Annotated in this window: 23 protein-coding genes and 2 tRNA genes; 16 read left to right on the top strand and 9 right to left on the bottom strand. The window is 70.9% G+C overall.

Features of this window, described 5'->3' with window-relative positions; all coding sequences use genetic code 11:
* The 3 genes from ABZ809_RS33460 to ABZ809_RS33470 all read right to left on the bottom strand — a co-directional run.
* On the bottom strand, positions 1-308 hold a 308-nt coding region (locus ABZ809_RS33460; protein ID WP_357566659.1), incomplete at its 3' end, for an FAD-dependent oxidoreductase.
* A 151-nt stretch (positions 309-459) separates the two neighbouring features.
* Positions 460-1,677, bottom strand: a complete 1,218-nt coding sequence (locus tag ABZ809_RS33465) for a S8 family peptidase (protein ID WP_357566660.1) — start codon at positions 1,675-1,677, stop codon at positions 460-462.
* A 117-nt stretch (positions 1,678-1,794) separates the two neighbouring features.
* Positions 1,795-4,812 (bottom strand): Hsp70 family protein, encoded by a 3,018-nt coding sequence (locus ABZ809_RS33470; protein ID WP_357566661.1) that lies wholly within the window; start codon positions 4,810-4,812, stop codon positions 1,795-1,797.
* A 145-nt stretch (positions 4,813-4,957) separates the two neighbouring features.
* Here ABZ809_RS33470 and ABZ809_RS33475 point away from each other — a divergent pair, with 145 nt between their 5' ends.
* Positions 4,958-5,416 carry a hypothetical protein gene (locus tag ABZ809_RS33475; protein ID WP_357566662.1) on the top strand — a complete coding sequence of 153 codons (459 nt, stop codon included), beginning with the start codon at positions 4,958-4,960 and terminating at the stop codon, positions 5,414-5,416.
* A 22-nt stretch (positions 5,417-5,438) separates the two neighbouring features.
* Here the strand turns inward: ABZ809_RS33475 and ABZ809_RS33480 are convergent, their stop codons facing one another.
* On the bottom strand, positions 5,439-6,179 hold the full coding sequence (locus tag ABZ809_RS33480) for a helix-turn-helix transcriptional regulator (RefSeq protein ID WP_357566663.1): 741 nt from the start codon (positions 6,177-6,179) through the stop codon (positions 5,439-5,441).
* A 54-nt stretch (positions 6,180-6,233) separates the two neighbouring features.
* Here ABZ809_RS33480 and ABZ809_RS33485 point away from each other — a divergent pair, with 54 nt between their 5' ends.
* Both ABZ809_RS33485 and ABZ809_RS33490 read left to right on the top strand, forming a co-directional pair.
* Positions 6,234-7,430: an MFS transporter gene (locus ABZ809_RS33485; protein ID WP_357566664.1), complete on the top strand. Its 1,197-nt coding sequence runs from the start codon at positions 6,234-6,236 to the stop codon at positions 7,428-7,430.
* 257 nt (positions 7,431-7,687) lie between these two features.
* Positions 7,688-7,837 (top strand): hypothetical protein, encoded by a 150-nt coding sequence (locus ABZ809_RS33490; protein ID WP_357566665.1) that lies wholly within the window; start codon positions 7,688-7,690, stop codon positions 7,835-7,837.
* 80 nt (positions 7,838-7,917) lie between these two features.
* Here the strand turns inward: ABZ809_RS33490 and ABZ809_RS33495 are convergent, their stop codons facing one another.
* The gene (locus ABZ809_RS33495) at positions 7,918-8,103 is read right to left on the bottom strand and encodes a hypothetical protein (RefSeq protein ID WP_357566666.1); all 186 of its coding nucleotides are present in this window, start codon (positions 8,101-8,103) and stop codon (positions 7,918-7,920) included.
* 108 nt (positions 8,104-8,211) lie between these two features.
* On the opposite strand from ABZ809_RS33495, the gene ABZ809_RS33500 reads away from it, so the two are divergent.
* The 5 genes from ABZ809_RS33500 (at position 8,212) to ABZ809_RS33520 (ending at position 11,455) form a co-directional block, all read left to right on the top strand.
* On the top strand, positions 8,212-8,640 hold the full coding sequence (locus ABZ809_RS33500) for a nitroreductase family deazaflavin-dependent oxidoreductase (RefSeq protein ID WP_357566667.1): 429 nt from the start codon (positions 8,212-8,214) through the stop codon (positions 8,638-8,640).
* 161 nt (positions 8,641-8,801) lie between these two features.
* Positions 8,802-9,290, top strand: a complete 489-nt coding sequence (locus tag ABZ809_RS33505) for a GNAT family N-acetyltransferase (RefSeq protein WP_357566668.1) — start codon at positions 8,802-8,804, stop codon at positions 9,288-9,290.
* Between the two features lie 315 nt (positions 9,291-9,605).
* Positions 9,606-10,196 carry a DinB family protein gene (locus ABZ809_RS33510; protein WP_357566669.1) on the top strand — a complete coding sequence of 197 codons (591 nt, stop codon included), beginning with the start codon at positions 9,606-9,608 and terminating at the stop codon, positions 10,194-10,196.
* A gap of 84 nt (positions 10,197-10,280) precedes the next feature.
* On the top strand, positions 10,281-11,078 hold the full coding sequence (locus tag ABZ809_RS33515) for an SDR family oxidoreductase (RefSeq protein ID WP_357566670.1): 798 nt from the start codon (positions 10,281-10,283) through the stop codon (positions 11,076-11,078).
* A 38-nt stretch (positions 11,079-11,116) separates the two neighbouring features.
* Positions 11,117-11,455, top strand: coding sequence for a hypothetical protein (locus tag ABZ809_RS33520; RefSeq protein ID WP_357566671.1), 339 nt, complete (start codon positions 11,117-11,119; stop codon positions 11,453-11,455).
* A 28-nt stretch (positions 11,456-11,483) separates the two neighbouring features.
* Here the strand turns inward: ABZ809_RS33520 and ABZ809_RS33525 are convergent, their stop codons facing one another.
* Positions 11,484-11,804, bottom strand: coding sequence for a CPCC family cysteine-rich protein (locus ABZ809_RS33525; protein WP_357566672.1), 321 nt, complete (start codon positions 11,802-11,804; stop codon positions 11,484-11,486).
* 230 nt (positions 11,805-12,034) lie between these two features.
* Between ABZ809_RS33525 and ABZ809_RS33530 the strand changes: the two genes are divergently transcribed.
* Positions 12,035-12,775: a hypothetical protein gene (locus tag ABZ809_RS33530; RefSeq protein ID WP_357566673.1), complete on the top strand. Its 741-nt coding sequence runs from the start codon at positions 12,035-12,037 to the stop codon at positions 12,773-12,775.
* Positions 12,776-12,829: 54 nt separating this feature from the next.
* The gene (locus ABZ809_RS33535) at positions 12,830-13,525 is read left to right on the top strand and encodes a hypothetical protein (protein ID WP_357566674.1); all 696 of its coding nucleotides are present in this window, start codon (positions 12,830-12,832) and stop codon (positions 13,523-13,525) included.
* On the opposite strand, the gene ABZ809_RS33540 is transcribed toward ABZ809_RS33535, so the two are convergent.
* Complete coding sequence (locus ABZ809_RS33540; protein WP_357566675.1) at positions 13,448-13,741, bottom strand: DUF4241 domain-containing protein; 294 nt, start codon at positions 13,739-13,741, stop codon at positions 13,448-13,450. The genes ABZ809_RS33535 and ABZ809_RS33540 overlap by 78 nt on opposite strands.
* Positions 13,742-13,874: 133 nt before the next feature.
* Positions 13,875-13,948, bottom strand: a tRNA-Gly gene (locus ABZ809_RS33545).
* A gap of 202 nt (positions 13,949-14,150) precedes the next feature.
* Here ABZ809_RS33545 and ABZ809_RS33550 point away from each other — a divergent pair.
* The 6 genes from ABZ809_RS33550 (at position 14,151) to ABZ809_RS33575 (ending at position 19,646) form a co-directional block, all read left to right on the top strand.
* Positions 14,151-14,224: transfer RNA gene (locus ABZ809_RS33550), tRNA-Pro, on the top strand.
* A 135-nt stretch (positions 14,225-14,359) separates the two neighbouring features.
* Positions 14,360-15,706, top strand: a complete 1,347-nt coding sequence (tig, locus tag ABZ809_RS33555; RefSeq protein WP_357566676.1) for a trigger factor — start codon at positions 14,360-14,362, stop codon at positions 15,704-15,706.
* A 170-nt stretch (positions 15,707-15,876) separates the two neighbouring features.
* Entirely contained in the window at positions 15,877-16,518 is a 642-nt protein-coding gene (locus tag ABZ809_RS33560; protein WP_357566677.1) for an ATP-dependent Clp protease proteolytic subunit, read from the top strand.
* Positions 16,519-16,528: 10 nt separating this feature from the next.
* Positions 16,529-17,191: an ATP-dependent Clp protease proteolytic subunit gene (locus ABZ809_RS33565; RefSeq protein ID WP_357566678.1), complete on the top strand. Its 663-nt coding sequence runs from the start codon at positions 16,529-16,531 to the stop codon at positions 17,189-17,191.
* Positions 17,192-17,408: 217 nt separating this feature from the next.
* The gene (gene clpX, locus ABZ809_RS33570; protein WP_357566679.1) at positions 17,409-18,704 is read left to right on the top strand and encodes an ATP-dependent Clp protease ATP-binding subunit ClpX; all 1,296 of its coding nucleotides are present in this window, start codon (positions 17,409-17,411) and stop codon (positions 18,702-18,704) included.
* Positions 18,705-18,848: 144 nt separating this feature from the next.
* Positions 18,849-19,646, top strand: coding sequence for a carbon-nitrogen hydrolase family protein (locus tag ABZ809_RS33575; RefSeq protein WP_357566680.1), 798 nt, complete (start codon positions 18,849-18,851; stop codon positions 19,644-19,646).
* Between the two features lie 2 nt (positions 19,647-19,648).
* Here the strand turns inward: ABZ809_RS33575 and ABZ809_RS33580 are convergent, their stop codons facing one another.
* Entirely contained in the window at positions 19,649-19,879 is a 231-nt protein-coding gene (locus ABZ809_RS33580) for a hypothetical protein (RefSeq protein ID WP_357566681.1), read from the bottom strand.
* Between the last annotated feature and the right edge of the window lie 636 nt (positions 19,880-20,515).

The raw sequence follows: 20,515 nt of genomic DNA on the forward strand, positions 1-20,515 counted from the left end.
TCGCGCAGCGCCGCCTCGAAGGCGTCTTCGCTGCCGGGCGGGCAGAGGCTGAGCACGCCGCGCGGGGTGAGCAGCGGGTGCTCGGCGAAGCCCGGCGGCGGCGCGGTGAGGAAGCCCCGGCTCGCCCGGGCCAGCGCGCGCACCGCAGGACCGCCCAGGTACTCGTTGAACATCGCGGCCGAGCGGCCGGTGGAGTGCTGGCCGGGGACCTGCTCCATCTCCAGCAGCACCACGGTGCCGTACGCGGCGAGGTGGCGTGCGGCGCTGGCGCCCGCGATGCCCGCGCCGATGACCAGATAGTCGATCATCGATCAAACGGTAGCCGGGGGCGCCGCCGGGGGCAAGGGTCGACGAGCGTCGGTCAAGCCGGCCCGCGCGGCCCGCCGGTCGACGGGCCGCGCGGGTGGGCGCCGGGCTCCGGTCCGCCGCGCGGGCGTCAGCTCCCGGCGCCCGCGCGGATCAGGGGCCGCAGTAGAGCAACCGGTTCGGCGTGCCGGCGACCACGCCGCTGACCACGCCGGTCGTGGCCCTGCCGATCAGATACGCCGCCACCTGGGCGGGAGTCCAGGTGGGATTGGCCGACAGGGCGAGCGCGGCGCACCCGGCGACGTGCGCTGCGGCCATCGAGCCGCCGCTGATGGTGGTCACCGCCGTGTCGCCGGTGTACCAGGTGGACCTGATGTTGGCGCCGGGCGCGTACAGGTCCAGGCAGCTGCCGTAGTTGCCGCTCGGCATCCGGGCGTCGGTGTTGGTGGTGCCGGCCACCGTCAACGCCGCCGCCACCCGCGCGGGAGAGTAGTTGCAGGCGTTGGCGTTCGAGCTGCCCGCCGTGACGACGTAGGTGACGCCGGAGGCGATCGAATTGATCACCGCGTTGTCGAGCGCCGTGCTGGCGCCGCCGCCGAGCGCCAGCAGCGCCACCGCCGGCCGCACGGCGTTCGCGGTGACCCAGTCCACCCCGGCGACCACCTGGGCGAAGGTGCCGCTACCGGCGCAGTTGAGCACCCGCACCGGCCGCAGCTGGATCTCCTTGGCCACCCCGTGCAGGGTGCCGCCGACGGTGCCGGCGAGGTGCGTGCCGTGCCCGTTGCAGTCGTCCGCCGGGCCGCCGTCGACGAGGTCGACGCCCCCGCCGGCCCGGCCGCCGAAGTCGGTGTGCGTGCTGCGCACGCCCGTGTCGAGGATGTACGCGTGCACGTTGTGTGCGGTGTTCGGGTAGGCGTACCGGCCGTCGAGCGGGAGGTGGCGCTGGTCGATCCGGTCCAGCCCCCAGGACGGCGGGTTGAGCTGCACGCCCGGCCCGATGAGGTTCACCTCCCGGTCCCGTTCCACGTACGCCACGGCCGGGTCGGCGGCGAGCCGGCGGGCCGCCCGTTCCGGCAGGTGCGCGACGAAACCGGTGAGCGCGTGCCCGTAGACGTGGCCGACGGTGGCGCCGTAGCGGTCGGCGAGTCGGTCGGCGGCGCGCGTCACGGCGGCCCGCCGGTCGCCGGCGCCCGCGAGGGCGTCGTCCCTGAGCGCCACCAGGTATCCGTCGACGGCGGCCGGGTGGTCGGCGTGCAGGACCACGCCGTCCGGGGACGCGTTCGCCGGGGCCCCCATCGTGGCGACGACCGTGGCGGCGGTGAGTACGCCCACCACGCGCGCCCGCCATCGCCGGGTACGGGGAAGTGTCATCTGCCGGTCCTCCTCCTGTCGGCTCCGCGCCGGCTCGTGACCGCATGCGGAGCAGCGTGGCCGTTGGGAGGAGGCTATCGGTTATATAGATCGAGATGAATTGCTGTCGGGTTTTGGCTACCGTTCGGCGAACCGGTAGAGCACGAAGCCGTACGGGGAGTCGGCGTCCCCGCTGGCCTTTCCCGCGCCGCAGACGATCACGCTGGTGTTCCACGAGCACGTCTCGCTGCGGACCTCCTCCAGCTGACCCATGTTCGTCACGCCGTCGGCGCCCGTCGCCATCCCGGCGACGCTGCGATCGTCCTCGACGGAGCTGAACGGCTCGGCGAAGAGCAGCAGGTTTCCCGCGTCGAGCCGGACCGCCACCCCGCCACGGTCCCGCAGCACGGCGCGACCGTCCGGGCCGAACAGCGTGCTTGCCGAGTCCGGCAAGGTCCGCCGGGCGAGCAGGTGCTCACCGAGCGGCACCAGTCGCGTCGCCTCCGGCGCCTTCCAGTAGGTCGACTTCTCCTCGGTCGCCGCCACCACCTCGGCGGTCCCGTCGTCGCCGCCGGCGACCTCCAGCACGCACGCCCGGTGCTCGCCGCAGGGCACCAGCGCCTTCGGCCGTCGCCGGTCGTCCCGGGCGGTGTACAGCACCTTCGGCTCGGCGTTGCTCGTCAGGTCGTACGCGAGCAACTGGTAGTTGGCGTCGTCGCGGGCCACGTAGAGCCGGTCCTCGTGCGCGACCACCAGGTCGTCGTGGTCGGCCACCCCGGCGAACGTGCGGACCACGTCGCCGGTGCCCATGTCGCGCAGCTGGACGGAGCGGTCCGCGCCCACCTGCACGATCTGCCGGACCTTGCCGAGCCAGGGGTTGCGCGGGGAGCCGTCGGGGAAGGCCGGCCCGCCCAGCGCCGCGTCGGTGGTGACCGGGTGGACCGTGGTCCGGGCGTTGTCGTAGTCGTCGCGCGGGTTGGGCTTCGCCCAGACCTGGCTGCCGTTGCTCAGGCTCAGCCCGACCAGTTGCTTCCCGGCGCGGTCGACCCGTACCGCGACTCCCTCGCCGAAGATGATGTCGTCGTTGCCCAGGATCGGCAGGCGCCAGCGCTGGTCGCCGGTGCCGCCGCCGAGCAGCGCCAGGTCGCGGGGGGTGTCGTCGCCGATGGCGTCGGCGAAGACCGCGACCCCCTCGGGCAGCGCGACGAGCCCCTTCCACCGCTCGGCGGACGTCTGGGTCTGCCGCCGCCACTTCTGCGCGCCGGTGTCGGCGTCGACGGCCACCACCTCCAGCCGCCCGTCGGGGAGCGGGTACCCGAGGTAGGCGCGGTCGCCGAGGACCGCGGTGAACATGTCCGCCGGCCGTTCGGTGCCGGCGGGTACCCGTGTCACCAGCTCGACGGAGGTGCGGAACTCCAGGGCGGGATAGCGGTCCCGGGTCAGGTACAGCGTCGCCGCGATCCCCACGCCGGCGAGGGCGAGCACGGCGGCGAGCGAGATCCACAGCGCCCGGCGCCGAGGGAGCGCGGGCCCGGTCCGGCCGCCGCCGGCCGGTGGCGACACCGGCGTGCCGGACACGGGTACGCCGGGCCACCCGCCCGGTCCGGCGCCCAGCGGGGGTACGCCCGGCGCCTGCCCTCCCGGGGTGGCGGGGCCGCCGTGACCGGCCGGTACCGCAGCCGGCGGGGCGAACGGCGCCGCGCCCGCCATCGGCTGAACCGGAGCGGCGAACGGCGTGGCCGGCGCTGGCGCGGCGGGCACGGTCGGGGCGGTCGGCGGGCCGGCGACGGCGGTCGGCGCCAGACCGGGAGGTAGGGCCGGCGTGACGCCCTCCGGTCCGGCGACGGCCGTCGGCGCGGCACCCGGCTGCGGAGGCGCTGCGGCGGGTTGCGCTGCGGCGGCGGGCGTCGGTGCGGCGGCGGGCTGTGCGGGCGACGCTGGGTGTGCGGGCGAGGCTGGCTGCGCGGGCGACGCTGGCTGTGCGGGCGCGGCGAAGGCGGCGGCGCCCCGGGCCCGCCGGGGCAGGGGCAGGTCGGTCAGCGCCCCCTCGGCCACCGGCAGCTCCGGCTGCTCCAGCACGGTCGGGGCGACGCCCAGCTCGGCGTGCAGCAGCCGGGCCACCATCGGCATCCGGGTGGCCCCGCCGACCAGGAACAGGCCGGTGAGCTGCTGCGGGTCGAGCCCCGCCGCGCCGATCACCTCGCGGGTCACCGCCACCGCCCGGCCCAGCAGCGGCGAAGCCACCCGCTCCAGGTCGTCCCGGGTGAGCGTGACGACCGCCTCCACCCCCGGCACGGCCACCGGCGCGGACGCCGCCCGCGACAGCATCTCCTTCGCGCCCCGGACGTTCTCCCAGAGTTCGTGCCGCTCCCGCCACTGCGTCGCGGACTCCGGGCGGGTGAGCCGCTGCCACTGCGCCGGGTGCGTGCCCGCGACCAGCTCCCCGAGCCGGCCCATCAGGGCCACGTCCAGATCCAGCCCACCGAGGTCGTCGGCGCCGCCCGCCGTGACGACGGTGAACCCGGAGTCGCCCCACGGATCGGCGCCCTCGTTGCGGAGCACCGCGACGTCCAGGGTCCCGGCGCCGAAGTCGAAGACCGCGATCGACCCGCCGACCGGCACCGGCCGGCGCAACACCTGCGCGTAGTAGCGGGCGGCGGCCACCGGCTCCCGCAGCAGCCGGGTGCCCGGTGGTGTGGGGCCGGAGAGCGTGTGCTCGGCCGCCGACGGCCAGCCGGCCACGGCCAGGGCGTCGGCCAGCACCTGACGCCGGGCCGCGTCCCAGGTCGCCGGGCAGGTGAGCACGGCCGGGGGCAGGAACCCGACGGCCTCCACGGCGGCCCGGGCCACCGCGTGCAGCGTCGCCGCCAGCAGCTCGGCCGGCGGATACCGGCGATCACCCAGCATCACCGCGGGTTCGTCGATGCGTCGCTTCGGGTTCGGCTCGTACCGGCCCGGATCGGTGCGGGCCAGCCGCTGGGCGTCCCGGCCGGCGTGCAGCAGGCCGTCCGCGTCGGCGTACACGCCGGAGGGGATGATCGGCTGCCCGTCGACGAGCAGCGGACGGGTGTGCCCGTCGGGTCGGCGCAGCACGGCGACGGTGTGGGACGTGCCGAGGTCGACGCCGAGGGCGTACCCCTCGTGCTGGCCTGACATCTGCCGCCACCTCCCCGGGGCGAGGGAATGCCCGGCCCCGCATCGTACGCAGCGACCGCACCGACGCCGATCGCACCCCGACGCCCTCCGGTGCGCCGATCAGGCCCACGGCCGGGTGTCGGCCCGGTCCCGTAGCCTCGCCGGTATGGGCATGATCACCGACTACTTCGTCGCCACCGACGAGCGGGCCGAGGCGCTCGCCGGGTGCGGCCCGGCCGGCGAGGAGTTGCCGAAGCTGGCGCTGAAGTGGGTCGAGCCCGCGGTCCTCGGCAGCCGACTCTGGGCGATCATCGAGGAGGCGCCGGTCGCCGAAGGGCAGAGCCCTCCCGCCGACCGCAGCCGGTTCAGGGCTGCCGACCGGTTGGTGGCACTCGCTGAGGATCAGACGTCGGGCGTCGAGCGGATCGCTGACGGCTTCGTCCGGGCACTGTCGGCTTTGCCGGACGAGCGGATCCCGGCAGTCGCGGCGCGCTGGGCGACCGCCGAGGAGTGGGTGGGCCCCTGGGCTCCCGGCGACCTCGACAGCACCGTCCTGGCACTGCGCGACCTGGCCCGGCAGGTCCGGCTTCCCGACCAGCACCTGTACGTCTGGTGGTGTGTCTAGCGCTGCGGCCCGGCCTCGCGCCTCATCTCCGGTGCGCTCCGGGGGTGTGCCCGAAGGCGCGGCGGAACGCGTCGATGAACGCGCTGGCCGACGCCCAACCGCACGAACGCGCCACCGTGGTCACCGGCAGGTCGTCGGCCAGCAGGAGCAGGGCGTGGTGCAGGCGAAGCTGCGTACGCCACTGCGGGAAGCTCATGCCGAGGTCGGCCGCGAAGAGCCGGGACAGGGTGCGGTCGCTCGCGCCGACCTGCCTCCCGAGCGCGGCGAGGGTGCGATTGTCGGCCGGGTCCGCGTGCAGGGCCGCGCACAGTGCCGCCAACCGGGTGTCGCGGGGAGCGGGCAGGTGCAGGGGCTGCTGGGGGGAGGCCCGCAGCTCGTCGAGCAGTACGGCCCGCAGCCGCTCGCGCGCCGGGCTGTCGTCGTGCGGGCGACGGGTGTAGGCGAGGATCAGCTCACGTAACAGCGGGCCTACGGTCAACACGGTCGGCCGGGCCAGACCGAGCGGGTTCTCCGTCGTCGGCAGGCCGACCAGGTGCAGTTCGAGCCGGCCGTGGGCCTGGTGGGCGTGCACCGCCCCGGCGGGTATCCAGATGGCGCGGGTGGCGGGCGCGACCCACGCCCCCGCGTCGGTGCTGACGGCCAGCACCCCTCGCGCGGCGTAGACGATCTGGTGGTCGTCGTGCCGGTGCGCGTCGATCCCGGAGCCGGGCGTCAACCACAGGGCGCGGGTCGGGGCGACGGGAGAATGGCGGACTTCCGGCATCAGGTGGCAGGTTACCGGAAGCGCGACAGCGGCGGTGCTGGCGAGCATTGCCGGGTGCCGAGGAACAGACCCATCGTCCTGCTGTCGGTCGGGCATGCCTGCGTGGACGTCTACCAGGGCGCCGTGGCGTCGCTCGTCCCGTACTTCATCGCCGAGCGGGAGTACGGCTACGCCGCCGCCTCCGGCATCGTGCTGGCCGCGTCCCTGCTGTCCTCGGTGGCGCAGCCGCTGTTCGGCGCGCTGACCGATCGCCGGCCGCTGCCCTGGCTGCTGCCCGTCAGCACCATCCTCGGCGGGCTGGGCATCGCGCTGAGCGGCCTCAGCGGCTCGTACATGCTGACCCTGCTCTTCGTGGCGGTCTCCGGAATCGGGGTCGCCGCCTACCATCCGGAGTCCGCCCGCCTCGCGCGGATCGCCAGCCGGGGCAGCCATGCGGCGATGGGCTGGTTCGCCCTGGGCGGCAACCTCGGCTTCGCCGCCGCGCCCGTCCTGGTCGCCCTGGTGGTCGCCCATGGCGGTCTGCGGTTCACGCCGCTGCTCGTGCTGCCCGCCCTCGTCGGCGCCACGCTGTGCCTGCCCGTGCTGCGGGTGTTGGGCAACCACGGCCGCGTCGGCGGCGGCCCGTCGACTCCGGCCGGGACCGACGACCGCGCGTCGTTCGTGCGGCTGTCGCTGGCCGTGGTCTGCCGGTCCGTACTGTTCGTCGGGCTGAGCACGTTCATCTCGGTCTACGCCGAGCAGCGCACCGGCGGCGGCCGGTCGGCGGGCGCCCTGGCGCTGTTCGTGCTCTACCTCGGCGGCGCGGTGGGCACCGTGCTCGGCGGAAGACTCGCCGGCCGCTGGGGACGGATCACCGTCGCCCGCTGGTCGTACCTGGGCACCGTGGCCGCCACGGCGGGAGTCGTGTCGGTCCCCGGCCCCGCGCTCTACGTGTTCGTGGCCCTGACCTCCGTGGGTCTCGCCGTTCCGTTCTCGCTACAGGTCACCCTCGGCCAGGACTACCTGCCCACCCGGGTCGGCACCGCCAGCGGCATCACCCTCGGCCTGACCGTCAGCATCGGCGGCCTGGCCAGTCCCCTGATCGGCAGCGTCGCCGACGCCACCTCGCTCCAGGCGGCACTCGCCCCGCTGCCCGTGCTGCCGGCCCTGGCCTGGCTGCTGTTCCGCGCCCTCCCCGAGCCGGCGCCGGTCGGAAACCCGCGCGGGCCGACCGCGACCGAGGTCGTCGTCACTCCGCCAGGTAGCCGGTAGCGGGGTCGATCTCGGCGAGGAAACTTGTCGGTTGCCAGACCGGGGGCGGGACTCAGCGAACGCCCGTCGACTCCTCGACCGGGCGAGGTCGGTGACGCGTACCCACTCAATCGTCAGCGAGCCCGAAGCCCGTCGGCTGCTAACCGGGCGCCGCGCTCGCGGCGCCCGGGTCGCGAGACGGACAGCTCTCGGGCCCGGCCTCCGCTACGGTTCCCGCCGTGGACCTTCGATCTCGCCGGGCTGCCAACACTCGCGTGGTGGGCACTGCCGCACTGCTGTCGGGCCTGCTGGTCTCCGCGCTCACGATCTCGGCCGATTCAGCGGAGCCGCATCTTCTCGCCGGCCTCCTCGTCCTGGCCGGCGTCGGACTGCGCGTCGAGGCTGCGATCCTGGCTTCCCGGGCGTAGGGCGAGCCCCGGATGCGGCGACCGATCGTGGCGGTGGATCGCCATGACCGCGCGGAGTGCCTCCCCTCGCCGTCGAGGGCTCAGCGGCACAGCCAGCCAGCGGTCCGGGTGATCCGACCGTCTCCCCGGTCGACGCACAGCTCGCTGGTCCCGCGATCGATCCAGTAGACCTGCCCACGCTCGATCAACACGGGCCGGTCCAGATGGAACCACCGGTCGACCGTGGTCACCAGCGTCAGCCGCTCGGCTGTCAGCCGTCCCCTCACTCGCGCCCCCTTTGTCCCTGCCCGGCCTTCCACATCCTGATCTCACCGGCGGGTACATTTCCACCGGACGCGAGACGCGACCTGGGCCCGACGCGACGAGGTGAAACTGTGAGCGACTGGAACGCCAAGGTGATCGACGAGTTCCGGGCGAACGAAGGCCGCGTCGGCGGCCCCTTCGCCGGCGCGCCCATGGTGCTGGTCCACCACCGTGGCCGCAAGAGCGGGCGCGAACTCGTCAACCCGATGATGTACCTGCCACACGAGACCGACGACGATGTCGTCTACGTCTTCGCGTCGAAGGCAGGGGCACCGGACAACCCGGCGTGGTACTACAACCTCGTCACGGCCGGCCACGCGACCGTCGAACGTGGCACCGAGACCTATCCCGTCAGGGTCCGGGAACTCAGCGGAGACGAACGCGACCAGCGGTACGACGAGCAGGCCCGCCGGTACCCCGGGTTCGCGGAGTACGCGCAGAAGACGGCCGGGATCCGCACCATTCCCGTCCTGGAACTCTCCCGCGAGACGGCCGCCTGAACGGTCGCCGCCCGAACCGCACACCGGTGGGCACGCGCCCCTATTCGGCTGGCGGGGGCGGGGGATTGGGGGCGACACCGCGGCAAGGCCATTCTCAGTCATCGGTGCAAGTACGGAAGAAAACTGTCGCCACGGTGAGTCGGCATGAGCAGACTGAGCCGATGACCAACGTGCGGGTAGGGGTGGCCAGCCACGGACAGCACCTCGACGAGGCGGCCACCATCTGGGCCGAGACGACGGCCGCCCGCGATGGCGAAGCGGAGGTCGCACCACTGGACCTGGCTCGACCCGTCATCCAGGCGGTGGTCGACAGCTCACCCAGGTCAATGCTGCTGGTCGCGCTTGCCGCCGGCGACCGGGTCGTCGGCTTCGCCGCGGTCGAGCCCGTCTCCGGGGGCGAGTCGACCGCCGAGCTCCGCTACCTCGGAGTACGGCCCGACAGTTGGGGGCGGGGCATCGGTCGGCAACTGCTGCTGGCGCTTCCGAACCACCTTGCTGCCGCTGGTTTCGTTCGAGGTGAGCTGGCCGTCTACACGGACAATCATCGGGCGGTCGCACTGTACGGCCGCCTCGGTTGGATCCCGTACGGCGAGTCCACGCCGCACCCGCGCACCGGCCGGTCCGAGCAGCGGTACCGACTCGACTTCTAGCTCATCGGACCAAGACGGCATCAGGCCGCACTGGGACCCGCCAGCATCGCTGTTACCACCATCCGGGCCTGGCACGCCACGAGCTGACCCGCCGCAACCCGTGCCGCATTCGAGGGCGGGGAAGCATCACACCCTGAGCGCTGCGTGGGCACCGTTGCCCAGGTTCTCGCGGCCGGCAGCTTCCCGCCCGCTTTTGACCCCCGAATTCTGCTGGCCGCCGTCACCAGCCTCCGCTACGGGCGAACTCGCCGCCCTGCGGCGCCTCGCGTGCGACGCCTCGCAGGGTGGCTCGGCGGATGAGGAAGACTGGCAGACATGACTGATCTGGGGGACCTGAAGGCTGCGCTGCACGAGCGTCTACAAGAGACTCGCGAAGACCTGATCTGGAAGCTCGACGGGCTGAGCGAGCGCGAAGCCAGGCTGCCCCGGACCGCGACGGGCAACAACCTGCTGGGGCTGCTCAAGCACTGCCTCAACGTCGAAGCCGGCTACTTCGGGCCCACCTTCGGGCGCGAGTTCCCGACGCCTGACGAACTGGTGCCCCTGCAGGTGTTCGAGGAGGATCCGCAGGCAGACTGGTACGCGCGGGAGGACGAGACGAAGGACGGGCTGATCGATCTGTACCGCAGGGTCGGGGCGTTCGCGGATCAGACGATCGAACAGCTACCGCTCGACGCACCGGGGCGAGTGTCGTGGTGGCGGCCGGATGGGCAGGTCGTCACGCTGCAAAGGATCATCATCCACGTGACCGGCGACCTGACCCGTCATGCCGGTCACGCGGACATCATGCGCGAGCAGCACGACACGGCGATCGGCCTGCGGCGGAAGAACAGCAACATCCCCCAGGACTACGACTGGCCGGCCTACGTCACCAAGCTGACGAAGCTGGCTGACCGGTTCGGATAACCGCCCGGTCCCGGGGATACAGCGGCGAGTGACGGCCTCTGGGCAGGGCAGCAAGGATGGCGCATCGAGGGGGTGGGGCCACGGATGGCGCTCGTGGATGGCACGGACCATGTGGATGGCACGAATCAACAGCATCGACCCGTCGCCCTGGTGACCGGTGCCGGCCGCAGCGCCGGCATCGCCGCATCAGTGGTGCTGACGCTGGCTCAGACCGGCTGGGATGTTGGCTTCACCTACTGGACCCCGTACGACGAGCGGATGCCCTGGGGAACTGATCCCGAGGCCGTGACGCAGCTCAGCAACCAAGCCGCCAAGCACGGGGCGAAGACCGCCGCGATCGAGGTGGACCTGATTGACCCTCACGCTACGGCTGGCATCTTCGAGATTGTGGAGCGAGAGTTGGGCGCGGTCAGCGCGCTCGTTCTCAGCCACTGCGAGAGCGTCAATTCGGGCCTGCTTGATACCAGCATCGAAAGCTTCGACCGTCACTTCGCGGTCAACACCCGGGCAAGCTGGCTCTTGATCCGCGAGTACGCCCAGCGGTTTCAAGGGGCACATGGCACGGGACGGATCGTCAGCCTGACCAGTGACGCTACCGTCGGTAACCTGCCCTATGGAGCCAGCAAAGGGGCTCTCGACCGGATCACCCTGGCCGCTGCTCGAGAGCTGGCCCACCTCGGCGTGACCGCCAATGCCGTCGATCCGGGTCCAACCGATACCGGCTGGATGACCGCAGAGATGGAGGCTGCCGTCCTACGGGCCACGCCGCTCGGTCGCCTCGGTCGCCCGCAGGACTGCGCGAACCTCGTCGCGTTCCTGTGCTCGCCCGACGGGGGCTGGATCAACGGCCAACTCTTACAGAGCGACGGTGGCATCTCCTGACCAACGCCGTGCCTTCGAAGCAGCCGACGGTCTGCTCGATGATGGTCAACCGTCGTCGCGACCGCCACGGCACCAACGTCGGCCTGAACCACCCGTCGACACGGGAAAATGCTGTGAGAGGACGATCGCAGCCTCCTGCCGAGGGAGCTGTGGGGCGTCGCCAGGATCGGATTCGACGTGAGCTCGGGTCGTTCATGAAGGCGTACGGACGCGTGGCGGCCGGCAACGGCAGCGACCCGAACGACCGCCGCTACAGCCGCAAGCTCGAGGCCGACATCAAGCGAATGAGACCGGAAGACCTCGATCGCCTGCTACGCGACGAGGACGGCGACGAGGACGGCGACGAGGACGGCGACGACGACACCGAGGACGTCTGACCGTCGCCGCTGACCACTGGCCCCTGATTCAGGCGGTGTGGCCCTGACGGCCGGGCGGTCGTTCCTCGGGTCGGGGTGGCCGTACGTGCTTCAGGTCTTTCGGGTCGGCCGCTCCGAGGGCGGCGAAGTTGCGACGGGCGTCGAGCAGGCTCAGGTTCCGGTTCGGCCCGCCGCGTACGCGTCCGGCGTCGTGGTCGTCCTGACCGTCGTCCTCCCAGAAGCAGACATCGCAGATCTCGTAGCCGCCGCGCTCGCTCAGTGTGAGGTAACCACAGCACGGGCAGGCGTACTGGCTGTCCTCCGGACTCCGGTTCACGTTGACGAAGGGGCCGGTGTCGTCAGGTGTCACAACGCGCAGCTTGCCATCCCCGCCGCGGGAGCGATGCCCTCGCCTGCGCACCGCGGCCACAGTCCCCTGTCCTACGCGGTGGAGCGGGAGCGGGCTCAGGAGCCGGGGCCCGGGTGGCGCACCCGTCGAGAGGGGATCACCGCTCCGAGATGCCCGGAAACGCCTGCTGACGGCCGTTGGCGTCGTGTGGGGGGCCGGCTGGGGTCAGAGATCTGTGCCAGCATCAGCCGATGCCCATGATTCCAGGCTATGAAGACGACCCCTTGGTTGATGGGGCGTACCTCTTGGACGAGCCACTGTTCTGGGCGAGCCACTTGTTGCAGTGCACCAACGGCGTCGAAGAGCCGCTGTGTACGGGATTCGGGGTCAGCAAGGCCGACCTGATGCAGTTTTTCGCACGGGTCAGCGACGAGCGCCGGTGGCCGGTGCTGTCAGTCCCGCTCTCGGCAGGGCACGGGCTTCATGTCCTGTACCGCAACCTTCCCGGGGAAGGCGGGTACGACTATCTCCTGCACCATCCTGACTGGACGGCGACGGTTCCCCTGGCTGCGGTCGAAGGCTGCTTCAGAGGGCCTGGGCTGTGCTGGCCGGAGTTGCTCGCCGTCGCGCGTGAGGCGGCCGAAGCCGGATCGGCCCAGCGCCTTGACCCACATGCCTTCCTTCTGTTGTTGCCGATCATGAGTGACGCGGACCTCCCCTTGGACGCGGACGACGTCCTCGCTGCGATGCTGACCGCCTGCGGCGCCGCCGGAGACACTGGGGCGCTGGCGCGAATGCTCCTTGAGGAGCAGGGCTGCTGGGGTCCGCAGCACTGGACCCTGACCCCGGGCGGGCGGATCAGCGAGGCCAGGTACGCGTTTCGCCGCCCTGGAGCTATGTCGTCAGACATGCTGGCTCGGGTCAGTCTGCTGCTGGGACCGGTGGCAAGGGCTGACACGACAACGGCCCAGGCTCGGCGGCAACGCCGCTGACCCGGGCCGGGAGCTGTGGAGCGGGCGACGGGGCGCGGTGGGGATACTTCTTCGGTGCGGGCATCGCTGGTGTTCCTCAATGAGCGAGTGATCGAGCGGGGAGTCAGGCAGCGACCGATGAACGTCTCCCGTCGGCGTCTGACGGCAATCGTGCTTACCGGCCTGGTCGTCGTTGCCCTGACAGCCGTGTTCGTCGCCCGGCGCAATCCGTGGCACTACGTACACCTGATGCCGTTCGGCCGGTCGTTGGTCGTGGTGGCCGCGTTGTTCGCCGCACCGGTGCTGCTCGGCATCGCGGCGTGGCTTGTCCTGCGGCCAGCGCTGGCGCGGACGACGGTCGTGGTTGCGACCGTCCTGGCGTTGGTAGCGCCTTGTGGCGGACTCCTGTTCCTCCCATCGCCGTCGGTCCACGGCCTCCACGACGTGGAGCCACACAGCACCGAGGTCGTGGCCCTCTCCCCGGGCGGTTCGTTCGAGGTGGTTCTGCTGCGCTACCGCGAGTTCATGGCCGGCTTCGATATCTTGCGGATACGGTCCCGGGCCGGGCTGAGGAGCCGGGAAGCCAACCAGGACCTCGCATGCTTCGCCACGCCGTTCGATGGGTCACCCCCGGAGGGCACCTTCGATAGCGCTTGGTTCATGAGCGACCACGAGATCGAAGTCCGCACCGAGTCAGGCCAGCCCTGGAGAACCCTGTTCGACCCGCACACCCTCCTGGCCGCCTCCACCCTGTCTCATAGCTGCCAGTAGGCGGCGATCAGCCGTCTGGTCCGGAACGACCAGGAAGTCGGTGACGAAGCTGGTTAGCCCGCCGTCGGCGGCATAACCAATGAAGGTCGGGTAGATGCCGTCACCCCACCCGGAGCAGACGATGATCACGTTCGCTCCGGTCGCTTCATCCGTGATCGCATCGACAGCGGCAGGTGCCGCCCGCACCTGCGCCTGGATGAAGACCTCGTCCACCATCCTCCAGCGCTACCAGCACACCAGACACCTCGGCCGGCGCTCCTGGCACGCCAATGGCACGCAAGATCAAAGAGGGCTGAAACGAGAGCGGCCCAGGCTCGGCGACAAAGCCGCTGACCTGGGCCGGTACTGCTGGAGCGGGCGACGAGAATCGAACTCGCACCGTCAGTTTGGAAGACTGAAGCTCTGCCATTGAGCTACGCCCGCGTGTGCCCCGCCACTGCGGGGCGCGCCGACAGCCTACCCAATGACCCGCGTCGCCCGCGCGGCCGTATCCCCGAGGCGGCGCGTGGCGGGCGCGGCGGCGGCCGACCGGAGGGGGCAGATGTCCAGTTGGTCCCCCTTCGGCGCGTTGGGTGATGCCCCGGGGCGTCCGGCGGGTCGCGACGGCATAGAATGCTCGTCGCCACGGGGTGTGGCGCAGCTTGGTAGCGCACTCGCTTTGGGAGCGAGGGGCCGTGGGTTCAAATCCCGCCACCCCGACTGTCGTTCGCGACCGGTCGCCGGGGTCGCCCTCCGCGCGGTCCCGGCCGCTGCCGGCCCGCCCGGCCGGCTCGCCTACACTCGATGGGCTTATCACGCCCAGACTAAAACCGAGATCCGTCAAGGAGTACGCCTGTGAAGAGCACCGTCGAGACTCTGAGCCCGACGCGCGTGCGGCTCGCCATCGAGGTGCCGTTCGTCGAGCTCGAGCCGAGCCTCAGGAAGGCGTACCGGGAGATCGGGCAGCAGGTCCAGGTTCCCGGCTTCCGCAAGGGCAAGGTTCCGTCGGCCGTGATCGACCAGCGGGTCGGCCGGGGCACCGTCCTGAACGAGGCGGTGCAGGAGGCCATCCCGCAGAACATCCTCGCCGCTGTCCGCGAGCACGACCTGAAGACGCTCGGCCGCCCCGAGGTCGAGATCACCGAGTTCAACGACGGTGACTCGCTGAACTTCACCGCCGAGGTCGACGTCCGCCCGGAGATCACCCTGCCGGACCCGGCCACCATCGAGGTGACCGTCGACGAGCTCCAGATCGACGACAGCGAGATCGACGAGCAGGTGAAGAACCTGCGCGAGCGGTTCGCCACCCTGAAGACCGTCGAGCGGGCCGCGCAGGAGGGCGACTACGTCCAGATCGACCTGAACGCGACCGTCGACGGCGAGGACGTGCCGGGCGGCTCCGCCAGCAACATCTCGCACGAGGTCGGCAGCAAGCAGCTCCTCCCGGGCCTGGACGAGGCCGTGGTCGGCCTGGCCGCCGGCGAGGACACCACCTTCACCACCCAGCTCGTCGGCGGCGACTTCGCCGGCCGCGACGCCGACGTGGCGGTGACCGTCCGCACGGTCAAGGAGAAGGAGCTGCCGGAGCTCAACGACGAGTTCGCCCAGATGGCGAGCGAGTTCGACACCATCGACGAGCTGCGCGACGACCTGCGCGGGCGGGTCACCCGGGGCAAGCAGGTCGAGCAGATCTACGCCGCCCGGGACAAGGCGCTGGAGCAGCTCGTGGCCGCCGCCGACGTGCCGGCGCCGGAGGGCGTCGTCCGCGACGAGGTCGAGAACCGCAAGCAGGCGATGGTCGACCAGCTCGAGCGGATCGGTGCCTCCCTGGAGGAATACCTCGCGGCCGAGGAGAAGACCGAGGAGCAGATCGACGCCGAGCTGAACGAGGCGGCGACCGAGGGCGTCAAGATCCAGCTGCTGCTGGACACCCTCGCCGACGCCGAGGACGTGCAGGTCTCCGACGACGAGTTCGGCCACGAGATCGTGCACCGGGCCCAGCGCGCCGGGATGGCCCCGCAGCAGTACTACGACCAGCTTGTCCGCTCGGGCGCCGCCGGTGCCGTCTTCGGTGACGTTCGGCGGGGCAAGGCCCTGGCCTCGGTCATGGAGCGCATCAAGATCAAGGACGCGGCGGGCAACGAGGTCACCCTCGACGCGCTGCGTGCCGCGAACGAGGCCGAGCACAACCACGAGCACTGATCGTCGGGTGAGGCCGCCGTCCGCCGCCTGCGGTGGACGGCGGCCGAATCCCTTTTTCGGGTACGCCTCGGCGGTACTGCGCTGATAGCGAACACTGCCCGGACCGGGACTCTGCCATCCGGCTGAGCGGTTAGTGTCGGGTAGGACGGTACGGAGAGCGAAGGGCTGCCATGACCGACATGCACATCAAAGCGAAGCCGCTCCGGGCGATCGAAGCCCGCGGTGGCGACACCATTGGCAACCTCGACGACTCGGTCTACAACCGGTTGCTCAAGGAGCGCATCATCTTCCTGGGCAGCGAGGTGAACGACCAGGTCGCCAACCGCATCTGCGCGCAGTTGCTGCTGCTCGCCGCGGAGGACCCGGACCGCGACATCTTCCTGTGGATCAACTCGCCGGGCGGCTCGGTCTACTCCGGCATGGCGATCTACGACACCATGCAGTACATCGACAACGACGTGTCGACCGTGGCGATGGGGATGGCGGCCTCCATGGGGCAGCTGCTGCTCTGCGCCGGCACCAAGGGCAAGCGCTACGCCCTGCCGCACGCGCGGATCATGATGCACCAGCCCTCCGGCGGTCTGGGCGGCACCGCGTCCGACATCGCCATCCAGGCGGAGCAGATGCTCTACACCAAGCGGATGTTCCAGGAGCGGGTGGCCTTCCACACCGGTCAGGACCAGGCGCAGATCGAGGCGGATTCCGACCGCGACCGCTGGTTCACCGCCCAGGAGGCCATGGAGTACGGCTTCATCGACAAGGTGATCATCGGGGCCGCCCAGGTTCCGGATGGCGCCGGGACCCTGAGCTGAGGAGCTGAGGATGACCGACCTGAGCCTGCCGCCCCAGTTCGCGGCCGTGCACAACCGCTACGTCCTGCCGTCGTTCGTCGAGCGCACGTCGTACGGGGTGAAGGAGTCCAACCCCTACAACAAGCTCTTCGAGGACCGGATCATCTTCCTCGGCGTCCAGGTCGACGACGCGTCCGCCAACGACGTCATGGCGCAGTTGCTGACGCTCGAGGGCACCGACCCGGACCGCGACATCATCATGTACATCAACTCGCCCGGCGGCTCGTTCACCGCCATGACGGCGATCTACGACACCATGCAGTACGTCCGGCCGGACATCTCGACGGTCTGCCTCGGCCAGGCGGCGAGCGCCGCGGCCGTGCTGCTGTCCGCCGGCACGCCGGGCAAGCGGATGGCGCTGCCGAACTCGCGGATCATCATCCACCAGCCGGCCACCGAGGGCGGCTACGGGCAGGGCTCGGACATCGAGATCCAGGCCCGGGAGATCCTGCGGATGCGGACCCAGCTCGAGGAGATGCTCTCCCGGCACTGCAACCAGCCGATCGAGAAGGTCCGTAAGGACATCGACCGTGACAAGATCATGACGGCCGAGGAGTCCAAGGAGTACGGGCTGGTGGACACCATCCTCACCAGCCGCAAGAAGGGCCTGCTGGCGGCCAACGCCGCCAGCTGAAACAGCTCGGATGTGGTCGGCCGGGAGCCCGCTCCCGGCCGACTGTCTGACACACCCGTTTTGGGGGTCGGAGAAACCTCCGGCAGCGGGTAACGTCGGGTCTGTGCCGCTCCGCCGGTCAGCCGACGGGGTGACGAGCGGGGTGAACGAGGCGGGCGCGTCACACGTCCGCAGGTCAGGGCCGGGTCTCCGGCCGACGAGTGCAGGGAGAACGTAGGTGGCACGGATCGGTGACGGCGGCGACCTACTGAAATGCTCCTTCTGCGGGAAGTCGCAGAAACAGGTCAAGAAGCTCATCGCGGGCCCCGGGGTCTACATCTGCGACGAGTGCATCGATCTCTGTAACGAGATCATCGAAGAGGAGCTGGCCGAGTCCGGCGAGGTGAAGTGGGAAGAGCTTCCCAAGCCGATGGAGATCTGCCAGTTCCTCGACAACTACGTCGTCGGGCAGGACCAGGCCAAGAAGGCGCTCGCCGTCGCGGTCTACAACCACTACAAGCGGATCCAGGCCGACGCGGCGGGCGCGCCGGGCTCCGGCAGCGACGCCGTCGAGCTGGCCAAGTCCAACATCCTGCTGCTCGGCCCGACGGGGTGCGGCAAGACACATCTGGCGCAGACCCTGGCCCGGATGTTGAACGTGCCGTTTGCCATCGCCGACGCCACCGCGCTCACAGAGGCCGGCTACGTCGGCGAGGACGTGGAGAACATCCTCCTCAAGCTGATCCAGGCCGCGGACTACGACATCAAGCGCGCCGAGACCGGCATCATCTACATCGACGAGGTCGACAAGATCGCCCGTAAGTCGGAGAACCCGTCGATCACCCGGGACGTCTCCGGCGAGGGCGTCCAGCAGGCGCTGCTCAAGATGCTGGAGGGCACGGTGGCCAACGTGCCGCCGCAGGGCGGGCGCAAGCACCCGCACCAGGAGTTCATCCAGATCGACACCACCAACGTGCTGTTCATCTGCGGTGGCGCCTTCGCCGGGCTCGACCAGATCATCGAGGCCCGCAGGGGCCAGGGCGGCACCGGCTTCGGTGCCCGGTTGCGCTCGGTCTCCGAGCGCTCGACCGACGACATCTTCAGCCAGGTCATGCCGGAGGACATGCTGAAGTTCGGCCTGATCCCCGAGTTCGTCGGCCGGCTCCCCGTCATCACCAGCGTGCGCAGCCTCGACCGCACCGCACTGGTGCGCATCCTTACCGAGCCGCGCAACGCCCTGGTCCGGCAATACCAGCGCCTCTTCGAGCTCGACGGCGTCGAGCTGGAGTTCGACCAGCCGGCGCTGGAGGCGATCGCCGACCAGGCCATGCTGCGCGGCACCGGCGCCCGTGGGCTGCGGGCCATCATCGAGGAGGTCCTGCTCTCCGCGATGTACGAGGTGCCGAGCAACCCCGACGCCGCCCGGGTGCTGATCACCCGCGAGGTGGTCCTGGAGAACGTCAACCCGACGATCGTGCCGCGCGAGTTCACCGGCCGGCGCGCCCGGCGGGACCGCGAGGAGAAGTCCGCCTGATCCGCCGTCGCCGCGCCCGTCCGAGCAGGGCGGGCGCGGCTTCGTGTCCGCGTGCGGCCGGTGACCGGGCAACGGCGGACAGGACATCGAGACCCGTACGCTCCGACGCTGTCGCGGGCCATTCCCCGGTCGTACGCTGATCCCATGCGCGTCGCCGTCTGCCAGCTCAACACCCGGGACGACCTCAAGGCCAACCTCGCCGCCGCGGAGGCCATGCTGGAACGCGCCGCCGCAGCTGGCGCGGACCTGGCGCTGCTGCCGGAGAGCGTCGACTATCTCGGCCCGACGGCGGGTCTGCCGGAGCCGGAGCCGGTGGACGGCGAGGTGGGGCAGTTCTTCGCCGGCGTCGCCCGGCGGCTGGGCATCTGGCTGATCGCCGGGTCGGTCCGCGAGCGCGGGCCGGACCCGGCCCGCACCTGGAACACCTCCCTGGTGTTCGACCGCACCGGAGCGCTCGCGGCCAGCTATCGCAAGATCCACCTGTACGACGTGGAGATCCCCGGTCGGGTCTCCTACCTGGAGTCAGCCACCGTCGCGCCCGGCGACCAGCCGGTGGTCGTCGACGTCGAGGGCCTCCGCGTCGGCCTGTCGATCTGCTACGACCTCCGTTTCCCGGAGCTCTACCGGCAGCTTGTCACCGATGGCGGCGCCCACCTGCTGGTGGTGCCGGCAGCCTTCACCATGCACACGGGGCGGGACCACTGGGAGGTGCTGCTGCGAGCGCGGGCGATCGAGAACCAGTGCTATGTCGCCGCCGCGGGTCAGACCGGCGACCACGACCCGGGCCGGACCTGCTACGGGCGAAGCATGGTGGTCGACCCGTGGGGGACGGTGCTCGCCCAGGTGCCCGACGGCCCGGGGCTGGCTGTCGCCGACCTCGACCTCGACCGGCTGCACACCATCCGGGCCGAGCTGCCGAGCCTGGCGAACCGCCGCCTCTAGCCTCACTCGCCCTGGAGCAGCACGCCCATCACGGTGAGACCGGCGATCGCGGTGGCCGTGACCAGGAGCGCCGTCGTCATCCGGGATCGTCCCCGCCGGGCGAGCCGGGTCACCGACACCAGGACGACGAAGAGCACGAAGGCGCCGATGACCAGCTGCCAGAACGGCAGCAGCAGTCCGAGCAGTGCGTCCTCGGCGAGCACGGTCACCCGGGTGCGGGGGAGGTCATCCATGACAGACACTCTGGCACGCCGAAAGCGGCACCGGAGCCCGCGCAGCCATCACGAGTGTCCTTCCGCCCGTCTCCTTCCCCGATGGGCAGTGCAGGACGCTCCGCGACCGGGGTGAGCCGGCTGTGCGCGTTGGACAGTGATTGCCGCCGATTTGCCTTCTCGGACCGGGCCGCGTAACTTTCTCTCTGCACGCGGGAGGCCGGACAAACCGGCTGATAGCGGGCACCAGGCTCGTGGCGGAGACGCCGAGCGGGACTGAGGATTCGGGCGGTGCGAAACACTCCGGACAAGGGGTTGCGATCGCGAAGCCGACCGGGTAGAGTTTCGAAGCCGGCAGGAGCCGGGCGGATTGCCACAGAGTGGCGATCGGCCGGTCTGCGGCTTCCCATGACAGCAACGACCGCCGCGAAGCGGCGTGCGTCGTCGTGGGTCTCGATCGCACCTTCTTGATCACCTCGAACCCGAGGTTGACCCGGAAAGGCGAGACGAGTAAGTTAGAGGAGTTGCCCCAAGCGGGTTCCCAGCATGTGGGACGCTCGACTGGTGTGTGGTTGTTCTTTGAGAACTCAACAGGGTGCTTGATAAGCCAGTGCCAATTGTTTTATACCCCGGGCTGGCCGAATCCTTTGTGGTTTG

It is taken from the genome of Micromonospora sp. NPDC047074 (assembly GCF_040643815.1).
Classification (GTDB): domain Bacteria; phylum Actinomycetota; class Actinomycetes; order Mycobacteriales; family Micromonosporaceae; genus Micromonospora.